The organism is Streptomyces sp. NPDC000410, assembly GCF_040300305.1.
Lineage (GTDB): Bacteria > Actinomycetota > Actinomycetes > Streptomycetales > Streptomycetaceae > Streptomyces.
On record NZ_JBEPDM010000022.1, the window covers coordinates 50,105 to 73,981 of the forward strand.

General features: G+C 73.3%; 25 protein-coding genes and 1 riboswitch. Of the genes, 13 read left to right on the plus strand and 12 right to left on the minus strand.

The genetic code is table 11. The annotated features are described in order from the left end of the window. Positions 1-756, plus strand: a complete 756-nt coding sequence (locus ABT342_RS22070; RefSeq protein WP_351576369.1) for an SDR family oxidoreductase — start codon at positions 1-3, stop codon at positions 754-756. 241 nt (positions 757-997) lie between these two features. On the opposite strand, the gene ABT342_RS22075 is transcribed toward ABT342_RS22070, so the two are convergent. Further along, a complete protein-coding gene (locus ABT342_RS22075; RefSeq protein WP_351576372.1) occupies positions 998-1,636 on the minus strand; it encodes an NAD(P)-dependent oxidoreductase in 639 nt (212 codons plus the stop codon). Positions 1,637-1,738: 102 nt separating this feature from the next. Here ABT342_RS22075 and ABT342_RS22080 point away from each other — a divergent pair, with 102 nt between their 5' ends. Further along, positions 1,739-2,248, plus strand: coding sequence for a MarR family winged helix-turn-helix transcriptional regulator (locus ABT342_RS22080; RefSeq protein WP_351576375.1), 510 nt, complete (start codon positions 1,739-1,741; stop codon positions 2,246-2,248). Positions 2,249-2,330: 82 nt separating this feature from the next. Here ABT342_RS22080 and amaP read toward each other — a convergent pair whose 3' ends face one another. The 5 genes from amaP to ABT342_RS22105 all read right to left on the minus strand — a co-directional run bounded on the left by amaP (position 2,331) and on the right by ABT342_RS22105 (position 4,699). Further along, positions 2,331-2,909, minus strand: coding sequence for an alkaline shock response membrane anchor protein AmaP (amaP, locus tag ABT342_RS22085; protein ID WP_351576378.1), 579 nt, complete (start codon positions 2,907-2,909; stop codon positions 2,331-2,333). A gap of 18 nt (positions 2,910-2,927) precedes the next feature. Next, complete coding sequence (locus ABT342_RS22090; RefSeq protein ID WP_351576381.1) at positions 2,928-3,620, minus strand: DUF6286 domain-containing protein; 693 nt, start codon at positions 3,618-3,620, stop codon at positions 2,928-2,930. Further along, the gene (locus ABT342_RS22095; RefSeq protein WP_351576384.1) at positions 3,617-3,979 is read right to left on the minus strand and encodes an Asp23/Gls24 family envelope stress response protein; all 363 of its coding nucleotides are present in this window, start codon (positions 3,977-3,979) and stop codon (positions 3,617-3,619) included. The genes ABT342_RS22090 and ABT342_RS22095 overlap by 4 nt, the downstream gene beginning before the upstream one ends. Next, positions 3,979-4,170 (minus strand): hypothetical protein, encoded by a 192-nt coding sequence (locus ABT342_RS22100; protein WP_351576387.1) that lies wholly within the window; start codon positions 4,168-4,170, stop codon positions 3,979-3,981. The genes ABT342_RS22095 and ABT342_RS22100 overlap by 1 nt, the downstream gene beginning before the upstream one ends. 70 nt (positions 4,171-4,240) lie before the next feature. Next, on the minus strand, positions 4,241-4,699 hold the full coding sequence (locus ABT342_RS22105; RefSeq protein ID WP_351576390.1) for an Asp23/Gls24 family envelope stress response protein: 459 nt from the start codon (positions 4,697-4,699) through the stop codon (positions 4,241-4,243). A 102-nt stretch (positions 4,700-4,801) separates the two neighbouring features. Here ABT342_RS22105 and ABT342_RS22110 point away from each other — a divergent pair, with 102 nt between their 5' ends. Continuing rightward, positions 4,802-5,485 carry a hypothetical protein gene (locus ABT342_RS22110; protein ID WP_351576393.1) on the plus strand — a complete coding sequence of 228 codons (684 nt, stop codon included), beginning with the start codon at positions 4,802-4,804 and terminating at the stop codon, positions 5,483-5,485. 139 nt (positions 5,486-5,624) lie between these two features. Here the strand turns inward: ABT342_RS22110 and ABT342_RS22115 are convergent, their stop codons facing one another. The 3 genes from ABT342_RS22115 to ABT342_RS22125 all read right to left on the minus strand — a co-directional run bounded on the left by ABT342_RS22115 (position 5,625) and on the right by ABT342_RS22125 (position 8,845). After that, complete coding sequence (locus tag ABT342_RS22115; protein WP_351576396.1) at positions 5,625-6,425, minus strand: enoyl-CoA hydratase/isomerase family protein; 801 nt, start codon at positions 6,423-6,425, stop codon at positions 5,625-5,627. 141 nt (positions 6,426-6,566) lie between these two features. After that, the gene (locus ABT342_RS22120) at positions 6,567-6,788 is read right to left on the minus strand and encodes a helix-turn-helix domain-containing protein (RefSeq protein WP_030163146.1); all 222 of its coding nucleotides are present in this window, start codon (positions 6,786-6,788) and stop codon (positions 6,567-6,569) included. 458 nt (positions 6,789-7,246) lie between these two features. Further along, positions 7,247-8,845: an ABC-F family ATP-binding cassette domain-containing protein gene (locus ABT342_RS22125; RefSeq protein WP_351576399.1), complete on the minus strand. Its 1,599-nt coding sequence runs from the start codon at positions 8,843-8,845 to the stop codon at positions 7,247-7,249. Positions 8,846-9,083: 238 nt separating this feature from the next. Between ABT342_RS22125 and ypfJ the strand changes: the two genes are divergently transcribed. Together ypfJ and ABT342_RS22135 are read left to right on the plus strand one after the other, a co-directional pair. Further along, positions 9,084-9,974 carry a KPN_02809 family neutral zinc metallopeptidase gene (gene ypfJ / locus ABT342_RS22130; RefSeq protein WP_351576401.1) on the plus strand — a complete coding sequence of 297 codons (891 nt, stop codon included), beginning with the start codon at positions 9,084-9,086 and terminating at the stop codon, positions 9,972-9,974. 193 nt (positions 9,975-10,167) lie between these two features. Then, positions 10,168-10,575, plus strand: coding sequence for a VOC family protein (locus tag ABT342_RS22135; protein WP_351576404.1), 408 nt, complete (start codon positions 10,168-10,170; stop codon positions 10,573-10,575). Between the two features lie 214 nt (positions 10,576-10,789). Here ABT342_RS22135 and ABT342_RS22140 read toward each other — a convergent pair whose 3' ends face one another. The 3 genes from ABT342_RS22140 to ABT342_RS22150 all read right to left on the minus strand — a co-directional run bounded on the left by ABT342_RS22140 (position 10,790) and on the right by ABT342_RS22150 (position 14,210). Beyond that, a complete protein-coding gene (locus ABT342_RS22140; protein WP_351576406.1) occupies positions 10,790-12,196 on the minus strand; it encodes a hypothetical protein in 1,407 nt (468 codons plus the stop codon). 123 nt (positions 12,197-12,319) lie between these two features. Continuing rightward, positions 12,320-13,447, minus strand: coding sequence for an alpha/beta hydrolase (locus ABT342_RS22145; RefSeq protein ID WP_351576409.1), 1,128 nt, complete (start codon positions 13,445-13,447; stop codon positions 12,320-12,322). Between the two features lie 85 nt (positions 13,448-13,532). Next, on the minus strand, positions 13,533-14,210 hold the full coding sequence (locus tag ABT342_RS22150; RefSeq protein WP_351576412.1) for a class II aldolase/adducin family protein: 678 nt from the start codon (positions 14,208-14,210) through the stop codon (positions 13,533-13,535). A 314-nt stretch (positions 14,211-14,524) separates the two neighbouring features. On the opposite strand from ABT342_RS22150, the gene ABT342_RS22155 reads away from it, so the two are divergent. The 8 genes from ABT342_RS22155 to ABT342_RS38250 all read left to right on the plus strand — a co-directional run bounded on the left by ABT342_RS22155 (position 14,525) and on the right by ABT342_RS38250 (position 23,747). Continuing rightward, positions 14,525-15,754 (plus strand): inorganic phosphate transporter, encoded by a 1,230-nt coding sequence (locus ABT342_RS22155; RefSeq protein WP_351576415.1) that lies wholly within the window; start codon positions 14,525-14,527, stop codon positions 15,752-15,754. A 12-nt stretch (positions 15,755-15,766) separates the two neighbouring features. Beyond that, a complete protein-coding gene (locus ABT342_RS22160) occupies positions 15,767-15,988 on the plus strand; it encodes a hypothetical protein (protein ID WP_351576418.1) in 222 nt (73 codons plus the stop codon). Between the two features lie 134 nt (positions 15,989-16,122). Then, positions 16,123-16,236, plus strand: a riboswitch (cobalamin riboswitch). A 52-nt stretch (positions 16,237-16,288) separates the two neighbouring features. Next, complete coding sequence (locus ABT342_RS22165; RefSeq protein WP_351576421.1) at positions 16,289-17,251, plus strand: cobalamin biosynthesis protein; 963 nt, start codon at positions 16,289-16,291, stop codon at positions 17,249-17,251. Further along, positions 17,248-18,792, plus strand: coding sequence for a cobyric acid synthase (locus tag ABT342_RS22170; protein WP_351576424.1), 1,545 nt, complete (start codon positions 17,248-17,250; stop codon positions 18,790-18,792). Before ABT342_RS22165 ends, ABT342_RS22170 begins: the two co-directional genes overlap by 4 nt. Before the next feature lie 236 nt (positions 18,793-19,028). After that, complete coding sequence (locus ABT342_RS22175) at positions 19,029-21,086, plus strand: putative cobaltochelatase (protein ID WP_351576427.1); 2,058 nt, start codon at positions 19,029-19,031, stop codon at positions 21,084-21,086. Beyond that, a complete protein-coding gene (cobO, locus tag ABT342_RS22180; protein WP_351576430.1) occupies positions 21,086-21,694 on the plus strand; it encodes a cob(I)yrinic acid a,c-diamide adenosyltransferase in 609 nt (202 codons plus the stop codon). Before ABT342_RS22175 ends, cobO begins: the two co-directional genes overlap by 1 nt. Beyond that, the gene (locus ABT342_RS22185) at positions 21,688-23,046 is read left to right on the plus strand and encodes a cobyrinic acid a,c-diamide synthase CobB (protein WP_351576433.1); all 1,359 of its coding nucleotides are present in this window, start codon (positions 21,688-21,690) and stop codon (positions 23,044-23,046) included. Before cobO ends, ABT342_RS22185 begins: the two co-directional genes overlap by 7 nt. Beyond that, positions 23,043-23,747, plus strand: coding sequence for a cobalamin biosynthesis protein (locus tag ABT342_RS38250; RefSeq protein ID WP_502965589.1), 705 nt, complete (start codon positions 23,043-23,045; stop codon positions 23,745-23,747). The genes ABT342_RS22185 and ABT342_RS38250 overlap by 4 nt, the downstream gene beginning before the upstream one ends. The last annotated feature ends 130 nt before the right edge of the window (positions 23,748-23,877 follow it).

Genomic DNA, 23,877 nt, shown 5'->3' on the forward strand with positions numbered 1-23,877 from the left:
ATGGATCTTGGGCTGAAGGACCGTGTGTACGTCGTCACCGGAGCGACGCGAGGACTGGGGAACGCGTCGGCGCGGGCACTGTCCGCCGACGGAGCGAAGGTGATCATCACCGGGCGGGAGGAGAAGGCCGTCACGGCCGCCGCCGCCGAACTGGGGCCGGACGCGGTGGGCATCGCGGCCGACAACGCCGACCCCGCGGCCGCCGAGCGTCTGATCGCGGCGGCGCACGAGCACTTCGGCCGCCTGGACGGCGTCCTGATCAGCGTCGGCGGACCGGCGCCGGGTTTCGTCGCCGACAACACGGACGAGCAGTGGCGGTCGGCGTTCGACGCGGTCTTCCTGGGCGCGGTCCGGCTCGCGCGCGGCGCGGCTGCGGCGCTCGGCGAGGGCGGGGTCATCGGCTTCGTCCTGTCCGGATCCGTCCATGAACCGATCCCCGGCCTGACCATCTCCAACGGCCTGCGCCCCGGCCTCGCCGGTTTCGCCAAGTCCCTCGCCGACGAGCTGGGCCCGCGCGGCATCCGCGTCGTGGGCCTGCTCCCGGCCCGGATCGACACGGACCGGGTCCGCGAGCTCGACGCGCTGTCGGGCGACGCGGACTCGGCCAGGGCGGCCAACGAGTCCCTCATCCCGCTGCGGCGGTACGGCACCCCGGAGGAGTTCGGCCGCACGGCGGCGTTCCTGCTGTCACCGGCGGCCTCGTACCTCACGGGCGTGATGCTTCCGGTGGACGGGGGCTCACGGCACGGGTTCTGAGGGCTTATGAAGGCCGCGCCCGGAGGGTCCGGTTCCGAGGCACCGGCGGGGGGTTCCAGGGCCCGCCCGGGGTCGGTTCCGGGGCCCGCCGGGAGTTGGTTCCGGGGCGCGCCCGAAAGTCGGTTCCAAGGCCTGCTCCGGGGGCGATTCCGGGGCCCGCCCCGGCGGGGTGGTTCCGAGGCCCGCCGGGGCGTCGGTTCCGGGGCCCGCCCGAGGGTCCCTTCGAGGCCCGCCCCCGGGGTCAGTACGCGGCCGTGAAACGGGTGCGGTGGTGCTTCGGCCGCTCGGCCTCGTCGAGCAGGGCCACCGCGAGGTCCTCCATGGAGATCGCCGAGTTGCCGTCGGCGTCCGTCAGCAGCTCGTCCCCGCCTATGCGGTAGCGGCCGGTACGCTCCCCGGGCTCCAGCACGGCGGCCGGGCTCAGGTACGCCCAGTCCACGACGGTCTCGGCGCGGCAGGCCGCGAGCTGGTCGTTGCACGCGAGGGCGATCGGCCGCCAGTCGGGCGGGAACGCGGGGTCGTCGAGCACGGTGAGCCCGTCCGTACCGGGAAGGGTCAGGCTCCCCGCGCCGCCCACGAGCAGCAGTCTCGTTCCGGTGCGGGCGAGCCCGGCCAGCAGCCCCTCGGCGGCCCTGAGGAGATCGGCCTCATGGCCGGGCGTGGGCCGGGTCGCGCTGATCACGACGTCCTGACCGGCGCTCAGCCCGGCCACGTCCTCGGGGTTCGCGGCGTCCCCGGCCCGGGCGAGGGCGCGGGGGTGGAGTTCCGGGAACCGCGCCGGGTCCCGGGTCACGGCGGTGACCTCATGACCCCGGGCGATGGCCTCCGTGACCACACGGCTGCCCACGTTTCCGGCCGCTCCGAAGACGGTGATGCGCATGACTGCTCCCTCACATCGATGGCCCAGCGCTATCGCTTAGCGCTAAGAGACCTTACGAAGGAAAAGTACCTTAGTGCTAAGCAATTGGCTAGACTGCCGGGCATGGCGGATCACGTGGACCTCGTACTGCGGCAGTGGGCCGATCAGCGCCCCGACCTCGACGTGTCACCCATGGCCGTGATCGGGCGTCTGAAACGGCTCTCGCAGCTGATCGACGCCGAGCTGCGTCGCACGTTCGCCGCGCACGGACTCGACGCCGCGTCCTTCGACGTCCTCGCGACGCTGCGCCGCAGCGGCCCGCCCCACCGGCTCACGCCCGCCGAACTGACGCGCGCGGCCATGGTCACATCGGGAGCGATCACGCAGCGTCTCGACCGGCTGGAGGAGCGCGGCCTGGTCACCCGCACCCCGAGCCCGTCGGACCGCCGCGTCGTGGACGTGACCCTGACCGACAGCGGGCGCGATCTCATCGACCAGGCCCTCCCCGACCATCTGGCCACCGAGCACCGCCTGCTCGCGGCCCTGTCGTCGGAGGACCGCGGCACACTCGCGGACAGCCTGCGGCGCCTTCTGGAGTCCCTGGAGGGCGGGGCTTCTCGCCCTGCCTCCTGAGGTCACGACGCAGGGCGGGGCTGCCGGCCCTGCTCCGTGACGTCACGACGGGGGGCAGGGCTTCTCGCTCCGCTCCGTGACGTCACAGCACACGCTTGGCGCGGTGCTTCTCCGCGCGCAGGCGCACCTCCGCCGGCAGGGCCGTCAGCCCCGCCGAGTCACGGGCTCGGGCCAGGGCCTCGGACGCCAGGTGGTCCAGGGCCTCGCCCGGTGAGGCGTGCGGCTCCAGAAGGAGCCGGACCCGCGCGGCGGGGGCGTTGCGGCGGCCGCGCAGGACCACCTTCGCGCGAGCCACACCCTCCAGGTCCTCCGCCTCACCCGCGAGGACCGACTCCAGGGCGCGCCCCCGCAGCAGCGCGCCTTCGCCGTCCCCGCTCTCCACCAGCACCTCCGCCAGCCGGGGGCGGCGCAGCTGCGCGACGAGCCACCACACGGCGAGGAGCACCACGACCGCGAGCACCGCGATCACCACGGGCCACCACCAGTCCTCGGCCCGCCACCTGCGCCGGTCGGCCTCGCTGACCAGGACGTCGCCGGGACCTCTCCACGGCCACCAGGACGGCACGTCGAGATCCAGCCCGGCGGCGAGGGCCGCTCCCCCGACGCCCAGCAGCACGAGGCCCGCCAGGCCGATCAGCACGCGGTTGACGATGTGCAGCATCCCGGTCGCCACCTCTTCTCAGGGCTTCTTCGCGGGCCTGCGGACACGCACGGTCAGCGCGGGCGGCCGGACGAGAGCGAGTTCACGGATGCCCGAGTCGAGGGCGGCGTCCAAGTCCGCCCGTACGTCGTCGAGCTCGCGGAAGTGGGACACGGCACTGACCGCGACGCGGTGGCGCCGCATCCGTACCCTCGCGGACTGCACCCCGGACACCTCCATCGCCCGGTCGCGCAGCACGAGCTCCGCGGCGGCCCGGTCGAGTGCGGCCCGTACATCCCCGTACGTGTCCGCGTCGGCGTCGGCGTCGGCGTCATCGCGCCGCATCGGCAGCAGCCTCCGCAGCCCCGGCGTCACCGCGAGCACGATCAGCAGTACGCCGAGCGCCACCGCGACGCCCGCGCCCACCAGCACCCAGATGTCGTCCAGCCGCCACTGGTCCAGTCGGCCTGCGAGCGATTTGCGCCACTGCATGCCGGGCCGGCCGGCCCGTACCGCCGCGATGTCGTACAGGAACACCCCGGCCCCGGCGATCACCGCCGCCGCCAGCAGCCCGGCCGGGACCCGGCGCTGGGACCAGAACCGCCGGGGGTGGGCGCGCGCGCCGCCCTTGGCCGCCGCGCGCGGCCGGTACGCGGCGGCGGACGCGGACTGGTCCAGGTCCTTTTCCTTGGTGCTGTTCGTGCCCTGGGTGCCGTTGGACGGCTCGGTCATCGAAGCCTCCCCTGGGCCGCGCGACGCGTATGAACGGAGTGCAGCCGCTCCACCTGGACCGCCACCTCGGACACCGCCATCCCCGCCAGCGTCTCCACTCGCTGGGTGACCCGGCGACGCACCGCACCGCACTGGGCGCCGATGTCGCAGGGATAGTCGAGTTCGAGGCCGACCCGGACACGGACATGGCCGTGATGGACCGTGACCGCGGCGTGCGGCTCCGCGCCGCCCTCCGGTACGTGTTCCAGCGCCTCGCGCGCCGCCCGTGTGGCGATCTTGGCGACGACCCGGTCGGCGATCGTGGTCGCGCCGCGCTCGGCAGCCGGGATCGGTACCGGCAAAGCGGCCACTGGGGTCATCACCTCCGCCGGTCGCCGTGCTCACGGCCCCGGAAGAAGTCGCCCGGTTCGAGGTCGCCGTCGAGCACCCGGCCCACCACGAACCCGACCGCGCCGAGCGCGGCCACCAGCAGAAAGGCCGCGAAGCCGCCGAAATACCCGGCGAACCCGAGCGCCATACCGGCCAGCATTCCGGCCACCGCCATGCTCATCGTGAGCTCCTCTCGCCCGCCTGACGGGCCCTGCCCCAGGTCCGGTCCGGCCGATCAGGCCGGCCGGGGCCTAGTGGATCCGCGGTTCCAGCTCTTCTTCTTCCTCTTCCGGCAGTTTCACGTCACTGACGGCGATGTTGACCTCGACGACCTCGAGGCCGGTCATCCGCTCGACCGCCGACACGACGTTCTCTCGGACGGCCCGCGCCACATCGGAGATCGACACTCCGTAGTCGACGACGATTTCGAGGTCGAGGGCCGTCTGCACCTCACCGACCTCGGCCTTCACCCCGCGGGTGACGCTGGCCCTGGCGCCGCCGGGGACCCGGTCGCGCACCGCGCCGAACGTCCGGGAGACGCCACTGCCCATGGCGTGCACCCCGACCACGTCCCGCGCGGCGAGCCCGGCGATCTTCTCGACGACGCCGTCGGCGATGGTGGTGCGGCCCCGGGTCCCCGGATCGCCGCCACCGCCTCGCCTGGCCGGGCCTTCCTTCGTGACATTGACGTTGATATCGGTGTCGGTCATCGCCATGCGCCCCTTTCCCGGGCGTAAGTGGATTCCGGACCCCGCTGACCACACTATGTGTGCTTGCCCGCTCTCGCGCCGGGGATGCGGCAGGCTGGAGCAATGACGACGGCGCACGGATGGGCGGGAGCGGTACGGACCCGGCTCGGGCTGGGCAGACTGCTGCCCCTCGGCGATACCGCGGCCGGGGTGTGGCTGGCCGAACGGGCGGCGGACACGGTGCTGCGCGCGGCGGCGGCGCGGGCGGTGAACGGCGTCGAGCTGGGCCGGCTCCGGATCGCCCTGATCGCCCCGGACACGGCTCGCGCACCCGCCACCCCGACTCCTCCGCCGGTCGCTGTTCCGCCGGGACCGCTCCGTATCGAAGCGGACCTCGCCGTGGCGGCGGAAGAGCCTCTTCAGGTGCTCGCGCAGCGGCTCCGCACCGCGCTCTTCGTCGCCTGCGAGGACACTCTGGGACTCGCGGTCACGGAGATCGACCTGCGGGTCACGGCCCTCCTGGACACCGCCCCGGAACCGCCACCGGCCACCAGCGGGGGACGGCCCACGCCCCCGCAGGGCCCCGTGGGCGAGGCCGCGGCCGCAGTGCCGGGCGTCGCCCACCTCACGGGCACGCTGGGCGCGCCGGTACACATGGAGGAGTCCCACACACGCATCGAACTCGCCACGGCCCCGGGCCACCGCCCGCTGGAGGTCGCCCGGTCCGTCCGCGAGGCCGTAACTCCGCTGCTGCCGTCCGCGACCCCGGTCACGGTCGTGATCACGGACGTGGCCACCGGCCCCTGACCGCGCGCCTCGTCCGTACGGCGTGCCTCGTCGGTACGGCAGATGCCGTCAGCGCGGCGCGCCTCGTCCGTACGGCGGATATCTTCCGCACGGCGCGCGCCCTCGGACCGGTGCGCGCCTTCACACGGACGCTCAGGCGCTAGTCCGCCAGGCCCGCGAGGTCACGCAGGCGGCGTGCCTGAGCGGCGCGCTCGGCCGTGCGCTGGTCCTCGTACGTACGCCCCGCCGCGCCCCGCAGCAGCGCCTTGGTCTCGATGACCGCGTCACGCGGCGCAGCGAGCAGCGCCGCCGACAAGTCGCGAGCGGCCGCGTCGAGTTCCTCGCCGGGCACGACGAGGTTGGCGAGACCGATCCGCTCGGCCTCGTCGGCGGCCACGAAGCGGCCGGTGGCGCAGATCTCCAGCGCGCGGGCGTAGCCGACGAGCGAGACGAGCGGGTGCGTCCCCGTGAGGTCGGGGACCAGACCCAGGCTGGTCTCGCGCATGGCGAACTGCACGTCCTGCGCGACGATCCGAAGATCGCAGGCGAGGGCGAGCTGGAAGCCGGCACCGATCGCGTGCCCCTGGACCGCCGCGATCGACACGATGTCGTTACGGCGCCACCAGGTGAAGGCGGCCTGGTACTCGGCGATGACCTTGTCGAGCTCCTCGTCGGAGCCGCGCGCGAGGTCGATGAACGACGGCTCGCCGTCGAAGCCCTCGGGCGTGAACGCCTGCCGGTCGAGCCCCGCGGAGAAGGACTTGCCCTCGCCACGCAGCACGACGACCCGCACACTGCCCGGCAGCGACCGCCCGGCCTCCGCCAACGCCCGCCAGAGAGCGGGAGATTGGGCATTGCGCTTGGCCGGGTTGGTGAGAGTCACCGTGGCCACCGCGTCTTCGACGGTGAGCCGTACGCCGTCCTTGTCGAGCACAGAGTCCAGCGAATCGAGCGAGGTCATGAGGGGCCTCCGGTTCCGGTGCGGTCAGTGCAGCGTCCATTAAGTGACTACACAGTAACCACCCGGTCGACCTTGCGCTCGACCGGGTGGCCGACACCGAATCCGAAACCGGTCGGCCTGCCCCGGACGCCGTCTCGGGCCTCAGGCCGAGGCGGCCTTCTTGCCTCGCGTCGCTCCGCCACGACCCCGGAGAATTACTCCGGACTCGCTGAGCATCCGGTGGACGAATCCGTAGGAGCGGCCGGTCTCTTCGGCCAACGCCCGGATGCTCGCACCGGAGTCGTACTTCTTCTTCAGGTCTGCCGCGAGCTTGTCGCGCGCGGCGCCGGTCACCCGGCTGCCCTTCTTCAGAGTCTCGGCCACCCGTGCCTCCTCATGGGAAGTGCGCTCTGGACTTCTCATGATCACCCCTTCAGGGCTCCATGGCCACCCATTCGACAAGGTCCGTCCGACAACGTTTGACGCTCTCAGGCCCGTCAACATGATCGGAATCCAGGATTCCGGTGGTGGGCGCTGTGACGTTTCCTCGTCTCACAGGGTGAAATTCCTGGTCAGAGGCGCAGTCGTCCGGACGGGGCGGTTCCGGCGGTGGCGGACCGTTTCAGCGGACCGCCACGCCGAGGTACGAGACCCACTCACTCAGATGAAGGATCACCCATGAGCCGAATGATCGATACGCGGTGGATCAACCGGGTCCGATCCGGCCCGGGGACCGGAACCGGGACCCGGCGGAAACCGGAAACGGAAGCCGTCGGGACCGGGGCCCGGCGGAAACGGAAGCCGGGCCGGGCGGAACCGGCGGCCTCCGGGACCGGAACCCGTCAGGCGAGCGCGACGAGATCCCTGTAGTCCGCGCCCCACAGGTCCTCGACCCCGTCCGGCAGCAGGATGATCCGCTCCGGCTGGAGCGCGTCGACCGCGCCCTCGTCGTGGGTGACCAGGACGACCGCGCCCTTGTAGGTACGCAGCGCGCCGAGGATCTCCTCGCGGCTGGCCGGGTCCAGGTTGTTCGTCGGCTCGTCGAGCAGCAGCACGTTCGCCGACGAGACCACCAGCGTGGCCAGGGCCAGCCGGGTCTTCTCACCGCCGGAGAGCACCCCGGCCGGCTTGTCGACGTCGTCGCCGGAGAACAGGAAGGAGCCCAGCGTCTTGCGGATCTCGACCAGATCGAGGTCGGGCGCCGACGAACGCATGTTCTCCAGGACCGTGCGGTCCGGGTCGAGCGTCTCGTGCTCCTGGGCGTAGTACCCGAGCTTGAGGCCGTGACCCTCGACGACCTGTCCGGTGTCGGGCTTCTCCACGCCGCCGAGGAGCCGCAGCAGCGTGGTCTTGCCGGCGCCGTTGAGGCCGAGGATGACGACGCGGGAGCCCTTGTCGATGGCGAGGTCCACATCGGTGAAGATCTCGAGGGAGCCGTACGACTTGGACAGCCCCTCGGCCGTCAGCGGGGTCCTGCCGCAGGGCGCGGGCTCGGGGAAGCGCAGCTTGGCGACCTTGTCGGAGACCCGGACCTCGTCGAGGCCCGACAGCAGCCGCTCGGCGCGGCGTGCCATGTTCTGCGCGGCCACGGTCTTGGTGGCCTTGGCGCGCATCTTGTCGGCCTGGGCGTTGAGCGCGGCGGCCTTCTTCTCCGCGTTCTGGCGCTCGCGCTTGCGGCGCTTCTCGTCGGCCTCGCGCTGCTGCTGGTAGAGCTTCCAGCCCATGTTGTACACATCGATGACCGAGCGGTTGGCATCGAGGTAGAAGACCTTGTTGACGACGGTCTCGACGAGGTCGACATCATGGGAGATGACGATGAAGCCGCCCCGGTACGTCTTCAGGTAGTCGCGCAGCCACACGATGGAGTCGGCGTCCAGGTGGTTGGTCGGCTCGTCGAGGAGCAGCGTGTCGGCGTCCGAGAAGAGGATCCGGGCGAGCTCGACACGGCGGCGCTGACCACCGGAGAGCGTGTGCAGGGGCTGACCGAGGACACGGTCGGGCAGGTTGAGCGCGGCGGCGATCGTGGACGCCTCGGCCTCGGCGGCGTAACCGCCCTTCGTCAGGAACTCGGTCTCCTGGCGCTCGTACTGCCTCATCGCCTTGTCGCGGGTGGCGCCGGCGCCCGTGGCGATGCGCTGCTCGTTCTCGCGCATCTTGCGGATCAGTACGTCGAGGCCGCGGGCGGAGAGGATCCGGTCGCGGGCGAGGACGTCGAGGTCGCCGGTGCGCGGGTCCTGCGGGAGGTAGCCGACCTCGCCGGAGCGGGCGATCTGGCCGGCGGCGGGGATGCCTTCACCGGCGAGGCACTTGGTGAGGGTGGTCTTGCCCGCCCCGTTGCGGCCGACGAGGCCGATGCGGTCGCCCTTGGCGATGCGGAAGTTGGCGGACTCGATGAGAATGCGGGCGCCGGCGCGCAGCTCGATGCCGGAAGCGGTGATCACGGAAAGACTCCAGAAGGGACGGACGGCGGAAGGACGACGGGGCGTGCGGCTGCTTCGACGCCGTCTAATCCACAAGGAGAATTGCCATACGGCCCAGTCTACCGGGCCTGTGCAACCGATTTTCTGTGGTCCTCCCCACGCTCCGGGTGCGCCACGGGGGCCTCGTACAGCCTCATACAGCCCCATACGGGGAGAGGTAAAAGGGGCGAGAGGTACTGCACTGATCGATACTCGGGGCATGCAGTTCGACGACGACGCCGACCTGGACACCTCGGAAGTACGGGACGTACGGCGCAGCCGTGTCCCGGGCGGAAGGGCCACGGTCGGCGGCGGCATCATCGGATTCATCGCCCTGATCCTGGGCGTCATCTTCGGGGTGGGCCCCGAGCAGCTCGGCCTCTCCGACGGGAGCCCCGAGCCGGCGGTGGGCGCCTCGTCGGCGGCGGAGGTGAGCCAGTCCTGCCGCACGGGCGCGGACGCGAACACCCGGGAGGACTGCCGGATCGTCGCGGTCGTCAACAGCGTCCAGGACTTCTGGCGCGCGGAGTACGCGCGGCGCGGCGGGCGCTACGCGGACGCGCGGACCGTCATGTTCACGGGCCGGGTCGGCACGGCCTGCGGCACCGCCACCTCGGCGGTCGGCCCCTTCTACTGTCCGGGCGACCACCAGGTCTATCTGGACCTCGGGTTCTTCGACGATCTGCGGACCAAGTTCGGCTCGACCGGCGGGCCGTTCGCCCAGGCGTATGTCGTGGCACACGAGTACGGCCACCACGTGCAGAACCTGATGGGCACGCTGGGCCGGGCGCAGGACCGCCGGACGGGCGCGGGCAGCAACGCGGTGCGCGTGGAGCTGCAGGCGGACTGCTACGCCGGGGTGTGGGCACACCATGCGACGACGACCCCGGACGAGAAGACGGGCCGGCCGCTGCTGACACGGCTGACGGACGCCGACATCCGCGACGGCCTGGACGCGGCGGCGGCGGTCGGCGACGACCGGATCCAGGAGAGGTACCAGGGCCGGGTCACCCCGGAGTCCTGGACGCACGGTTCGGCGGCGCAGCGGCAGCAGTGGTTCTACAACGGGTTCCGTACGGGCGACATGGCGCAGTGCAACACCTTCCGCTGAGCGGGGACTTCGCCGGTCGGGGACGGGGCTCGGGGCGGGCTTCGGGCGGGACATCGGGGCGGGGCTCGGGACAGGCTTCGGGCGGTGTTTGAGGCGGGGCTTTGGCGGACTGCCGGGCATTGTCAGTACCCCCTGCCACACTGAGACCCAGATCACATTTCTGTCGTCGAGCGAGGACTGGGGAGTGACCGGGATGGCAGAGGTACTGAGCATCTGTCCGACACTGCTGTACGCGGACGCCAAGGCCGCCATCAAGCAGCTCACCGAGGCCTTCGGCTTCACCGAGAGCGCCGTCTACGAGGCGGAGGACGGCAAGGTCGTGCACGCCGAGCTGTCGTTCGGGAACGGGATGGTGATGCTGGGCAGCAAGGGCACGGGCAGTCAGTTCGACAAACTGATGGAGGGCGGCGGCCCGGTGGGCGTCTTCGTCCACGTCGACGACGTGGACGCGCACCACGGCAGGGCCGTGGAGCACGGGGCGGAGATCGTGGTGCCGCCCACCGATCAGGACTACGGCTCCCGGGACTACGTGGCGCGCGACCTGGAGGGCAATGTCTGGAGCTTCGGGACGTATCGGGCGGGGGCGGCGGACACCGCCTAGGCACACGGCTCGCTCCGGCTCCCGGGCTGCTCGGCTCCCGGCCGTCCGGTAGCCGCCGAGAACCGGCCGGATGCTCCGAGCCCGCTCCGGGCTTGTCCAGAAGTCCGCCGGGCTCGCTCCGGGCTTGTCCAGAAGTCCGCCTGGCTTGCTCCGGGCTCGCTCCGGACGTGGGCCGGGCGTGCGCCGGGCTCGCTCCGGACGTGCGCCGGGCGTGTCAGGCGCCTCCGGTGTGGACCTGGAAGGCGGCCCGGCGGACGGCCTTGGCCAGGGCGGGGTCGGGGTGCGCCGCCGCGAGCGCGACCAGGACCTGGACGGTGCGCGGGTGGCCCACGGCCCGGACCTCGTCCAGGAGGGCGGGCACGGTGCCCTGGACGGCCGAGTCGAGGTGGCGGACGAGCAGGGCGCTCTCGCCGTGGTCGGCGACGGCCGCCGCGGTGTCGACCCAGAGCCAGGTCGCCTCCTCCCGGGTGAGCACCTCGGAGGCATCCTCGGGGTCTGCCCCGTCGTACTCGGCGAGCCAGAGCAGTGCGTACGCCCGCAGGGACGGCTCTTCGGCGGCGGCGCGGACTCCGGCCTCGGCGGGCGCGCCGACGACACGGAGCGCCTCGAAGGCGAGGCCGCGCAGCAGCGCGTCCTCACCGCGGGCGGCGGCGAGGAGTTCGGTGACGGCGCTGGAGACGGTGCGGGCGGCGAGCCAGGCGCGGTACTCGTCACGGGCGGGGCCCGGGGTCAGCCGGGCGCAGCCGCGCAGCATCTCCTCGGCGGACTGCTCGATGTGGCCGGCGGGGCTCTGGGCGGCGACGCAGATCTGCTCCAGCTTGACCCAGACCGCCCAGTTGCCGAGCGGGGTGAGTGTCGCGTGGCTCTCGCCGAGGGTGAGCGCGCCGACGGCGGCCAGCCCCTCCAGGGCCCAGTCGAGAAGAGCGGAGAGGGGGACATCGGCGGCGGGCGCGTCCGAGGTGGGTGCGTCGGCCGTGGGTGCGTCGGCCGTGGAGTCGGGCGCGGCGGGGGCGGGCTGGGTGTCGTAGGGCACCTCGCAGCGTTCCTCGCGCAGTTCCACGACACGCTGCTGGAGCAGGTCGAGCAGGGCCGGTACGAGCACGGGGCCGGCGGAGAGCTGGAGAAGGGAGAGCACCTGGGGGACGGCCTCGACGACCTCCGCGACCGCCGCGGGGGCGACATCGGCGGGGGCCGGGTGGACGAGGGACCAGGCGTCGAAGAGGGCGACCCAGCCGCGCAGCACGGCGGTGTCGTCACGGTCCCAGGCGTTCAGCCGCCAGCCAGGGCGGGGGGTGTCACCGTGCAGTTCGACCAGACCGGCCAGCCGTGCGCGGTCCCAGCCCGCGCGCAGCTGGTCCGGCGTCAGGCTCAGGTCCTCGGAGGCCCGTTCGCGCTCATCGGCGCTGCCGGTCGCCCGCTGCGCCGCGGCCCAGCGGGCGACGCGGACCGCGTCGGCGAGGACCGCGCGCGCCTGGCGAGCCAGTTCCGCGGGCGGCGGCGTGCCCTCGGGCGGTCGCGGAGCGGGCCGGGTGCGCCGGTTCGTCACGGCGCGGCGGGCCGTGACGGTGGGACGTGGGCGGACAAGACGGAGCCGGGAGTCGCGCAGGTTACGGGACGTCACGGGGAGCAGTCTTCCCGCTGACGGCCCGAAAGCCCAAACGGAATGGAGGATCTCGAGGAAAGGCGGTCCCGGAGGCGGGCGCCCACAGCGCCTGCCCGCAGGCGGGGCCTCGGGCGTACTCGGCTAGATCAAGGGGGTGAGGAAGCGCCGGAGGGCCTCTTCGTAGCGGGCCGGGTCCGCGTTCCACATGGCGGCGTGCGGGGCTTCCGGCACGGTGTGCAGGGTCACCAGGTCCGGGCGGGCGGCCGCGAGGTCGCGGGAGGGCTGCCAGGGGGCGAACGTGTCGTCGGGGCCGTGGAAGATCAGCGTGGGCACGCGCAGGCCGTCAGGGGCGGCGGCGACCGCCAGCCGGTCGCTGTGCAGTCCGGTGCGGCCCTGGGCGGCGCGTACGGCGAGCGGGAGCAGCGGGGAGGGGGTGCGGTGGGCGGCGGCGAGGGCGCGCAGCGTGGCCTCCCAGTCCAGCATGGGCGAGTCCAGGACGAGTCCGGCGATCCGGTCACGGAGGGCGGAGCTGGCGGCGGCGTGCAGGGCCATCGAGGCGCCGGTGGACCAGCCGTGCACGATCACGCGCTGGGCGCCGGCTCGGACGGCGAAGCGGACGGCCGCGTCGAGGTCGCGCCATTCGGAGTCGCCGAGGTGGCCCAGCCCGTCCGGGGAGCCGGGCGCGCCGGGGTCGCCGCGGTAGGCGAGGGCGAGCACGGGGAACTTGCGGCCGGTCAGGAACGGCATGAGGTTCATCGACTGTTCCCGGCCGGCGCCCAGGCCGTGCACGGCGATGATCCAGGTGGTGCGGGCGCCGCGGACCAGCCAGGCGGGCAGGTCGCCGAGCTCGCCGGGGATCTCCACGTCCTCGTGGTCGATCCCCAGGGCGCTGCTCGGGGTGCCGGAGTACAGCTGCGGGGTGAAGCGCACCCGGGTGCCGATGTCGAGGCTGCCGTGTCCGACGCTCTCGAGCCGCCGGACGACGGTGTCGGCCTCGTGCGGTACGTCGTCGAGAACGCGGCCCACGACCGCGTGCACGTCGATGCCGGTGAGTCCGTACGTACCGGGGCGCAGGGAGACGAGGCTGCGGGTGAGGGTGATGCGGCCCGGTCCCGTGGCGTGCACGGTGAGCTGCCCCTCGCCGGGCAGGGGGCGGCCGGGCGGCGCCTTGAGGGCGGCGTCGCTGGCGTAACGGCCGGCCGCGAGGGCGGCCGCGCCGAGACCGATCACTGTGGTGACGGCCGCTGCCGTCGCTGTAGCCGGGCGCACCGTTCCAGTGTCGGTACGCCACGCCCGCGCTGCCAGTGGACGGGGGCGCGGCGAGTGACGTCGGCGGGCCGTCGGCAGCCGGCGGTCAGGGGCGCTGGCCGTAGCCGCGGAGCTTCTCCGCCACGTGCTGGAGCTGCGTGTGGGAGAGGAGGGAGGGCTCGCGGCCGGGGAGGGAGCTCGCGGTGAGCCAGACGTGGCACATCCACTCCAGCTGCGCGGTCCGGTCGAAGGCCTGGTCGAGTGTGGCTCCGTACGTGACGGTTCCGTGGTTCTGGAGCAGGCATCCCGTGCGGTCCGCGAGGGCCCGGAGCATGTGGTCGGCCAGGTCGTCCGTGCCGTAGAGGGCGTACGGAGCCACGCGGACGGGCCCGCCGAGGGCCGCGGCCATGTAGTGGATCAGCGGCAGCTCGGTGACCAGGGTGGAGACGGCGGTGGCGTGCACGGCGTGGGTGTGCACGACGGCGGCCGCGTCGGTGTCGCGGTAGATCGCCAGGTGCATCGGGAGCTCGCTGGTGGGGGTGAGCTCTCCGAGCACCTGCCGCCCGTCGAGGCCGACGGCGACCGGCTTCTCCGCGGCCAGCCGGTCGTACGGCACTCCGCTCGGGGTCACCAGCACGAGCTCGCGGTCCCGGTCCCGGACGCGTACGGAGACGTTGCCCGAGGTCCCGACGACGAGCCCGTCCGAAACGATTCTGCAGGCGGTGGCCACGAGGTCCGCCCATGCCCGCGCGATCACGTCCGGGACGCTCTGCTGCTCTGCCATGGGGCGATCCTGTCAGGCGCGGCGGCACCTGTGGAGGTGACGGCGTTCGAGTGTGGCGTTCGAGTGCCGTACGGGGACGACAACGAACGCCTTCCGGGTGATCAGAATCTCTTCGACAGCCCCGTCAACAGGTCGCACGAACGGCTGAAACGGCTCGCCACCCGCCAGCCGCCCGGGTTCTGCCGCCGTTCCGGTCCGAAGGGAGCGGCGGCGTCTGACCTTGAGACACCACAAAGCCCGACCCAGTTCACCTTCCGTTCATTCAGATTGCCTACGGTCGGCGAGCCACTGACGTCCAATAGAAGCCCGGGTAAATGGAACACATCACGCTTCTCCTCGGGATCGTGATCGTTACCGCTCTCGTGTTCGATTTCACGAACGGTTTCCACGACACGGCCAACGCGATGGCGACGACCATCTCGACCGGTGCACTCAAGCCCAAGACGGCGGTGGCGATGTCCGCCGTCCTCAACCTCGTCGGCGCGTTCCTGTCCGTGGAGGTCGCCAAGACGATCTCCGGCGGGATCATCAACGAAAAGGGCATCCGCACAGAAGTGATCTTCGCGGCCCTCGTCGGCGCCATCCTGTGGAACCTGTTCACCTGGTTGCTGGGCCTGCCGTCCAGCTCCTCCCACGCGCTGTTCGGCGGCCTCATCGGCGCAGCGGTGATGTCGGTCGGCTTCTCCGCCGTCAACGGCGGCACCATCGTCACCAAGGTGCTGATCCCGGCCGTGGCCGCGCCGCTCGTCGCCGGTCTCGCCGCGCTCGTCGCGACCAGGCTGACGTACAGGATCGGCAGCCGGACCGACGACAGGGCCACCTCCAAGGGCTACCGCGCCGGCCAGATCGCCTCCGCGGGCCTCGTCTCCCTCGCCCACGGCACGAACGACGCGCAGAAGACCATGGGCGTCATCACGCTGGCCCTGGTCACCGGCGGGGTTCTCGCCCCGGGTGCCAATCCTCCGATGTGGGTCATCGTCTCGGCCGGTGTCGCGATCGCGCTCGGTACGTACCTGGGCGGCTGGCGCATCATCCGCACCATGGGCAAGGGCCTGACCGACCTCCAGCCGCAGCAGGGCTTCGCCGCCCAGACCAGCGCCGCGACGGTCATCCTGGCCTCCTCCAACCTCGGCTTCTCGCTCTCCACCACCCAGTCCTGCTCCGGCGCTGTGATGGGCGCGGGGCTCGGCCGCAAGGGCGGTGTGGTCCGCTGGTCCACCGCGACCCGGATGTTCGTGGCCTGGGGCCTGACCCTGCCGGCCGCCGCGCTGGTCGCCGCCGGGGCGGAGTTCCTGACCGCCCAGGGCACCTGGGGCATCGCCGCCGTCGCCCTGCTGCTGATCGCGGGCTCCGCCGTGATCTGGGCGCTCTCCCGTCGCAAGCCGGTCGACCACACGAACGTCGCCGACGACGAGATCGCCGAACCCGCCGGTGTCGTGACCGCCGCCATCGCGGCCGTCACCCCGCCGCCGGCCGGCGAGCTCAAGACCACCATCCCGGCCCCGGCCGCCGAGGCCGCCCCGGCCCCCGCCGCCACGGTCTAAGGAAAGAACAGCATGAAGATCGACTGGGCAGCTCTCGGCTCCGTCTTCGGCGTGAGCATCGTCGTCACCGTCGCCCTGGTGGGCCTGTTCACCCTGGGCATCGTGGGTCTCGCCAAGCAGGAAGCCGCCTCCGCACAGGGAGGCTCCGCGGCCCTCGCCCGCACAGGGGCGTACGCGTGCTTCGCGCTCTGCGCGGCGGCCGTGGCGTACGGGATCTATCTGATCGTCGCCTGACGCTCGGACGCCGTACACGCGCACATGCCGGTACCCCCGGACGGAGAACCGTCCGGGGGTACCGGCATGTGTGCCGCGGCACACTGTTCCGCCGCAGGTCAAGGTGAGTTGACGGGCGTTCGCGCCGCGTGGTGGACTGCCGGGGCCAATTACGGCGGCAGAAGAGGAAGTCCGGTGCGAATCCGGCGCGGTCCCGCCACTGTCACCGGGCGGCGCGGCGACGCGTCCCCCGGGAGCCAGGAACTCTCGCCGCCGGTCACGTCGAGCCAGGGCGCGGACCCTGAGTGAGGACATTGCGCCATGCCCGGCTGCCGTTCGGCCGCAGTTGTATTCGCGTACGGCGCCACCGCCGGTCTGGTCGCCGATCTCGTGCTCGGAGATCCGCGCCGCGGGCATCCCGTCGCCGCCTTCGGGCGAGCCGCGGGGGCCGTGGAGGGCGTGTTGTGGCGTGACCACCGCGGATGGGGTGCGGTGCACACCGCGGTGTGTGCCGGGGGCGCGGTGGCCGCGGGTGCGCTGGCCGCACGCGCCGCGCGCCGTTCCCGTACCGCGTCCATCGCCCTGACCGCCGCCGCGACCTGGGCCGTCGTCGGCGGTACGTCGCTGGGGCGCGAGGCCCGGGCGATCGGCGGGGCGCTGGCGGCCGGGGACATCGAGGTCGCCCGGGAGCGGCTGCCGCATCTGTGCGGACGTGACCCTCAGGCGCTGGACGGCCCCGGAATCGCACGCGCCGTCGTCGAGTCGGTCGCCGAGAACACCTCGGACGCGGTTGTCGGCGCCCTGGTGTGGGGCGCGCTCGGCGGAGTGCCCGGCCTCGTGGGCTTCCGCGCGGTCAACACCCTGGACGCGATGGTGGGCCACCGGTCGCCCCGCTACCGGCGGTTCGGCTGGGCGTCGGCACGGCTCGACGACGTCGCGGGCGGGCCGGGCGCCCGGCTGACCGCCGCGCTGGCCGCGGTCGCGGGCGGGAACCCGCGCGGAGCCGTGCGCGCCTGGCGGGCCGACGCGGCGAAGCACCCGAGCCCCAACGCGGGTCCGGTGGAGGCCTCGTTCGCGGGGGCTCTCGGCGTACGGCTCGGCGGAACGCTCTCGTACGCGGGACGGGTCGAGCACCGGCCCGTGCTGGGCAGCGACGGCCGGGCCGTCGAGGTCGACGACATCGAGCGGGCGGTACGGCTGTCACGGCGCGTGGGCATGCTCGCTCTCGCGGTGTGCGCGGGCGGGCGGCTCGCGTACGGACTCATGAGGGGGAGGCGTACATGAGCGGCGGACTGCTGGTCGCCGGGACCACATCGGACGCGGGCAAGAGCGTCGTCACGGCCGGGATCTGCCGGTGGCTGGTGCGCCAGGGGGTGAAGGTCGCGCCGTTCAAGGGCCAGAACATGTCCCTCAACTCGTTCGTGACCCGCGAGGGCGCGGAGATCGGCCGGGCCCAGGCCATGCAGGCGCAGGCCGCCCGCGTGGAGCCGTCGGCGCTGATGAACCCGGTGCTGCTCAAGCCGGGCAGCGACCGCTCCAGCCAGGTCGTCCTGATGGGCAGGCCGGTGGGCGAGCTGAGTGCGCGCGGGTTCTTCGGGGGGTCTGGGGGGTCGTCCCCCGGGAAAAGGCTGCACGGAGGGCGGCAGAAGGAGCTGTTCGAGCCGGTCGTGGAGTGCCTCAAGGAGCTGCGGAGCACGTACGACGCCGTCATCTGCGAGGGCGCGGGCAGCCCGGCCGAGATCAATCTCCGCCGCACGGACATCGTCAACATGGGCATCGCCCGAGCCGCGGGATTCCCGGTGCTGGTGGTCGGGGACATCGACCGCGGCGGGGTCTTCGCGCAGTTCTTCGGTACGACGGCGCTGCTCGCCCCGGAGGACCAGGCGCTGATCGCGGGTTATCTGGTCAACAAGTTCCGGGGCGATGTGACGCTGCTGGAGCCGGGTCTCGAGATGCTGCACGGGCTGACCGGACGGCGGACGTACGGCGTCCTGCCGTACGCGCACGGCCTCGGCATCGACGAGGAGGACGGCCTGCGCGTCTCCCTGCGGGGCGCGGTCAGGGAATCCGTGGTCGCCCCGCCCGTCGGCGAGGACGTGCTGCGGGTCGCGGTGTGCGCCGTACCGCTGATGTCCAACTTCACGGACGTGGACGCGCTGGCGGCGGAGCCGGGCGTGGTGGTGCGGTTCGTGGACCGCGCCGAGGAGCTCGTGGACGCGGACCTGGTCGTGGTGCCGGGCACACGCGGGACGGTGCGCGCCCTGGAGTGGCTGCGCGAGCGCGGGCTCGCGGACGCGATCGCGCGCCGCGCGGCCGAGGGCCGGCCGGTGCTGGGCATCTGCGGCGGCTTCCAGGTGCTGGGCGAGCGGATCGACGACGAGGTCGAGTCCCGGGCCGGTTCCGTCGCGGGGCTCGGACTGCTGCCGGTCCGGGTGCGGTTCGCGCCCGAGAAGACGCTGGCCCGGCCGGTGGGCGAGGCGCTCGGCGAGCGGGTCGAGGGTTACGAGATCCACCACGGGGTCGCCGAGGTGCTCGGCGGCGAGCCCTTTCTGGACGGGTGCAGGGTGGGCGCGGTGTGGGGCACGCACTGGCACGGGTCGCTGGAGAGCGACGGCTTCCGGCGGGCGTTCCTGCGCGCGGTGGCCGCGGCCGCCGGGCGCCGTTTCGTGCCGGCCCCGGACACGTCGTTCGGGACCCTGCGCGAGGAGCAGCTGGACCGGCTCGGCGACCTGATCGAGGAGCACGCGGACACGGATGCGCTGCTGCGGCTGATCGAGGGCGGGGCGCCTGCGGGGCTGCCGTTCATCGCGCCGGGGGCGCCGTGAGGGGCGGGGGCGCGGTGCCGTGTGCGCGGTGGGGGGCGCGGTGAGGCCAGGGCGCCTGCGGCGGGCCTTTTCCCCCTACCCGCCCCTTCCCGCAGTGTCGATTCGCGGCTCCGCCGCGTGGGGGCAAGCCCCCAGACCCCCGTACGGCCTCCGGCCGTGTCCTCAAACGCCGGACGGGCCGGAAAAGCCACACACCGCCGCGAACCCCGCGGCCACAGCGAAGGAGTGATCACCGGATGAGCACCCCCTATCCGTTCACCGCCGTCGTCGGCATGGACGACCTGCGGCTGGCGCTGTTGCTCAACGCGGTCAGTCCGGCGGTCGGTGGTGTGCTCGTGCGTGGGGAGAAGGGCACGGCCAAGTCGACGGCCGTACGCGCTCTCGCGGCGCTCATGCCGGACGTCGACGTGGTGGCGGGATGCCGGTTCGCGTGCGCGCCCGGCGCGCCGGACCCGGCGTGCCCGGACGGCCCGCACGAGGCCGGGCCCGGGGTGGCGCGGCCGACCCGCATGGTCGAACTGCCCGTCGGCGCCTCGGAGGACCGGCTCGTCGGCGCGCTGGACATCGAGCGGGCGCTCGCGGAGGGCGTGAAGGCGTTCGAGCCGGGACTCCTCGCGGACGCGCACCGGGGCGTGCTGTACGTCGACGAGGTCAACCTCCTCCACGACCACCTGGTGGACCTGCTGCTGGACGCGGCCGCGATGGGCGCCTCGTACGTGGAGCGCGAGGGCGTCTCCGTACGGCATGCCGCGCGGTTCCTGCTGGTCGGGACGATGAACCCCGAAGAGGGCGAGCTGCGGCCGCAGTTGCTGGACCGGTTCGGGCTGACCGTGGAGGTCGCCGCGTCCCGGGAGCCCGAGCAGCGGGTGGAGGTCGTGCGGCGGAGGCTGGCGTACGACGACGATCCCGGCGCCTTCGCGGCGCGCTGGGCGGACGAGGAGGCGACGCTGCGGGAGCGGATCGTCGCGGCCCGCGCCCTGCTGCCGCAGGTGGAGCTGGGTGACGCGGCGCTGCGGCAGATCGCGGCGACCTGCGCGGCGTTCGAGGTGGACGGCATGCGCGCCGACATCGTGATGGCCAGGACGGCGACGGCGCTCGCGGCGTGGGCCGGGCGTACGGACGTACGGGAGGAGGACGTCCGGCAGGCCGCGCTCCTCGCGCTGCCCCACCGGCGGCGCCGGAACCCGTTCGACGCGCCGGGCCTGGACGAGGACAAGCTCGACGAGACGCTGGAGCAGTTCGGCGGGGACGACGAGCCGGACCCGGAGCCGGAGCCGGACCCCGACGGTCCGGACGGCGGCCCGAGTGGCGGTGGCGCCGTTCCCCCGCAGGGGCAGGGGCCCGACGCGCCGCCGCCCGCCGAGCAGCCCGAGCAGCCTGAACAGGCCGAACAGCCCGAGCCGTCCGCCGCCCCCTCCCCCGGTGCGGGCGCCGGCGAGCAGGCCGCCGTACGGGCCGCCGAGCCGTTCCGTACGAAGATGCTCAGCGTGCCCGGCCTCGGCGAGGGCGCGGCCGGGCGCCGCTCCCGCGCCCGTACCGAACACGGCAGGACCACCGGCTCCCGGCGTCCCCAAGGCGCGCTGACCAAGCTGCACCTGGCGGCGACGGTGCAGGCCGCCGCGCCCCATCAGCGGGCGCGGGGACGCTCCGGACCCGGACTCGTCGTCCGCCGTGACGATCTGCGCCAGGCGACCCGCGAGGGCCGCGAGGGCAACCTCGTGCTGTTCGTCGTGGACGCGTCCGGGTCGATGGCGGCCCGGCAGCGGATGGGCGCGGTCAAGGGCGCGGTCCTGTCGCTGCTGCTGGACGCGTACCAGCGGCGCGACAAGGTCGGCCTGGTCACCTTCCGGGGTTCCGGCGCGGACCTGGCGCTGCCGCCGACCTCGTCGGTGGACGCGGCGGCCGCGCGGCTGGAGCGGCTGCCCACGGGAGGGCGTACGCCCCTGGCGGCCGGGCTGCTCAAGGCGCACGACGTCCTGCGCGTGGAGCGGCTGCGCGATCCGGCGCGCCGCCCGCTGCTGGTGGTGGTGACCGACGGCCGCGCGACCGGCGGCCCCGACCCGGTGGCGCTGGCCGGGCGGGCGGCACGGCTGCACGCCGCCGACGACACCGCGTCCGTCGTCGTCGACTGCGAGACCGGCCCGGTCCGGCTCGGTCTCGCCGGACGGCTGGCCGTCGATCTGAGCGGCACCGTCATCACGCTGGACGAGTTGCGCGCGGACAGCATCGCCGGACTCGTACGGGACATCCGCAACACTGGCAACACTGGCAGCGATTCGAGGAGGGCCGCGTAGTGCCGCAGGGACAGCCGAGCGTCGTACCGGAGGACGGACTCACCACCCGTCAGCGCCGTAACCGCCCGCTGGTGATGGTGCACACGGGCGTCGGCAAGGGGAAGTCGACCGCCGCCTTCGGGATGGCGCTGCGCGCCTGGAACCAGGGCTGGCCGGTCGGGGTGTTCCAGTTCGTCAAGTCGGCGAAGTGGAAGGTCGGCGAGGAGAACGCGCTCAAGGTGCTCGGGGCGTCCGGTGAGGGCGGGAAGGTGGACTGGCACAAGATGGGCGAGGGCTGGTCCTGGATCCAGCGCGCCCCGGCCGAGGGAGAGCAGTCCCACGAGGACAAGGCCCGGGAGGGCTGGGAACAGGTCAAGCGCGATCTGGCGGCGGAGACGTACAAGTTCTACGTCCTGGACGAGTTCGCGTATCTGCTGCACTGGGGGTGGATCGACACCGACGAGGTCATCCAGGTCCTGCGCGACCGCCCCGGCACCCAGCACGTGGTGATCACCGGGCGCAACGCCCCGCAGGCCCTTCTCGACTTCGCCGACCTCGTCACCGACATGTCGAAGGTCAAGCACCCGATGGACGCGGGTCAGAAGGGTCAGCGGGGTATCGAGTGGTAGCCCGGCTCGTCATCGCCGCGCCCGCGTCCGGCAGCGGCAAGACCACGGTCGCCACGGGCCTGATGGCGGCGTTCGCCTCACGCGGTCTGGCGGTCTCCCCGCACAAGGTCGGACCCGACTACATCGACCCGGGCTATCACGCGCTCGCCACCGGCAGACCGGGCCGCAACCTCGACGCGTACATGTGCGGTACGGGCCTGATCGCGCCGCTCTTCGCGCACGGCGCGCGCGGCTGCGATCTGGCGGTGATCGAGGGCGTGATGGGGCTGTACGACGGCGCGTCGGGCGCGGGCGAACTGGCCTCGACGGCTCAGGTGGCGAAGCTGCTGCGGGCGCCGGTGGTGCTGGTCGTGGACGCGTCGTCGCAGTCGCGTTCGGTGGCGGCGCTGGTACACGGTTTCGCGTCGTGGGACCCGGAGGTCCGGCTCGGCGGGGTGATCCTCAACAAGGTCGCGACCGACCGGCACGAGGCGCTGCTGCGGGAGGCCCTGGAGGAGTCCGGTGTGCCGGTCCTGGGCGTGCTGCGGCGGGCGCCGGCCGTCGCGACGCCGTCCCGGCATCTGGGGCTGGTGCCGGTGGCCGAGCGGCGCGCGGAGGCGCTGGACGCGGTGGCCGCGCAGGCGGAGCAGGTGCGGTCGGGGTGCGACCTGGAGGGGCTGCTCGCCCTGGCCAGGAGCGCGCCGGAGGTCACCGAGGCCCCGTGGGAGCCCGACGCGGGAGGAGTACCGGGCGGGCGCAACCCCGTGATCGCGGTGGCCGGAGGAGCCGCGTTCACGTTCTCGTACGCCGAGCACGCGGAACTGCTGCGGGCCGCCGGGGCGGAGGTCGTCCCCTTCGACCCCCTCCGCGACGAGGAGCTCCCCGAGGGCACCAGCGGCATCGTCATCGGCGGTGGCTTTCCCGAGGTGTACGCCCCCGAACTGTCCGCCAACTCCCGGCTGCGCAAGGCGGTCGCCGAGCTGGCCCGTGCGGGGGCGCCCATCGCGGCCGAGTGCGCCGGGCTCCTCTATCTGGCGCGTTCGCTGGACGGCAGGCCCATGTGCGGGGTGCTGGACGCCGACGCGCGGATGTCGGAGCGGCTGACGCTCGGCTACCGGGACGCGGTGGCGGTCAGCGACAGCGTGCTGGCGGCGGCTGGGACGCGGATGCGCGGGCACGAGTTCCACCGCACGGTCCTGGAGCCGGGAGCCGGACCGCAGGCCGCGTGGGGGCTGACGCAGCCCGAGCGGCGGGTCGAGGGCTTCGTCCAGCAGGGTGTGCACGCGAGTTACGTGCACACGCACTGGGCCGGGGCGCCCGGTGCGGCGCGCCGCCTGGTGGACCAGTGCGCGGGCTGGTCCGGCCGGGCGTGAGACCCGGCGCGGGCGCACTCGGGCAGGCCCTGGTCGTCGGGGTCGGCGCCCGCCGAGGCGTACCGCCGGAGGAGGTCCTCGGGCTGGTCCGCCGCGCCCTGCGGGAGGCCGGGGAGGCGGCCGGGCGGGTCGTCGCCCTGGCGACCGTCGACACCAAGGCGGACGAGCCGGGGATCGTGGCGGCCGCCGCCCGGCTCGGCGTCCCGCTGCGGACGTACCCGGCGCGGGATCTGGCCCGGGTGCCCGTCCCGCACCCGTCCACGGCCCCGCGCGACGCGGTGGGCACCCCTTCGGTGGCCGAGGCCGCGGCGCTCGCCGGCGGTGGCGAACTCCTCGTACCGAAGCGGACGTCGGGGACCGGGAGCCGCCCCGGCAGAGCGACCTGCGCGATCGCGTACCTGCCTGCGGACCAGCCGAACCCGACGGCCGAAACCACGACACCCGCCATCGACGACGCACACCGAACACCAGGAACAGACCCGGCAGAGCCCCCTGCCGCCATCGCGTACCTGCCTGCGGACCAGCCGAACCCGACGGCCGAAACCACGACACCCGCCATCGACGAGGCGCACCGGACACCAGGAACAGGCCCCGCAGAGCCCCCTGCCGCCATCGCGTACCTGCCTGCGGGCCGGCCGGATCCGGGGCGGCCCGGGACTGCGGCAGGGGGCTCGGTTCCGGTGCCGGGAGCGGAGCGGTAACGTGCCGGATTCGGCCACATAACCGCCCGGGGTCGACCCGGCACCCGCCCGGAGTGGATCCGGTCGGGTTGGACATGATCTCGGTCATGACCGTCGGCGGCCGGCCTCGCAACGCCGCCCCGTCCGCAAG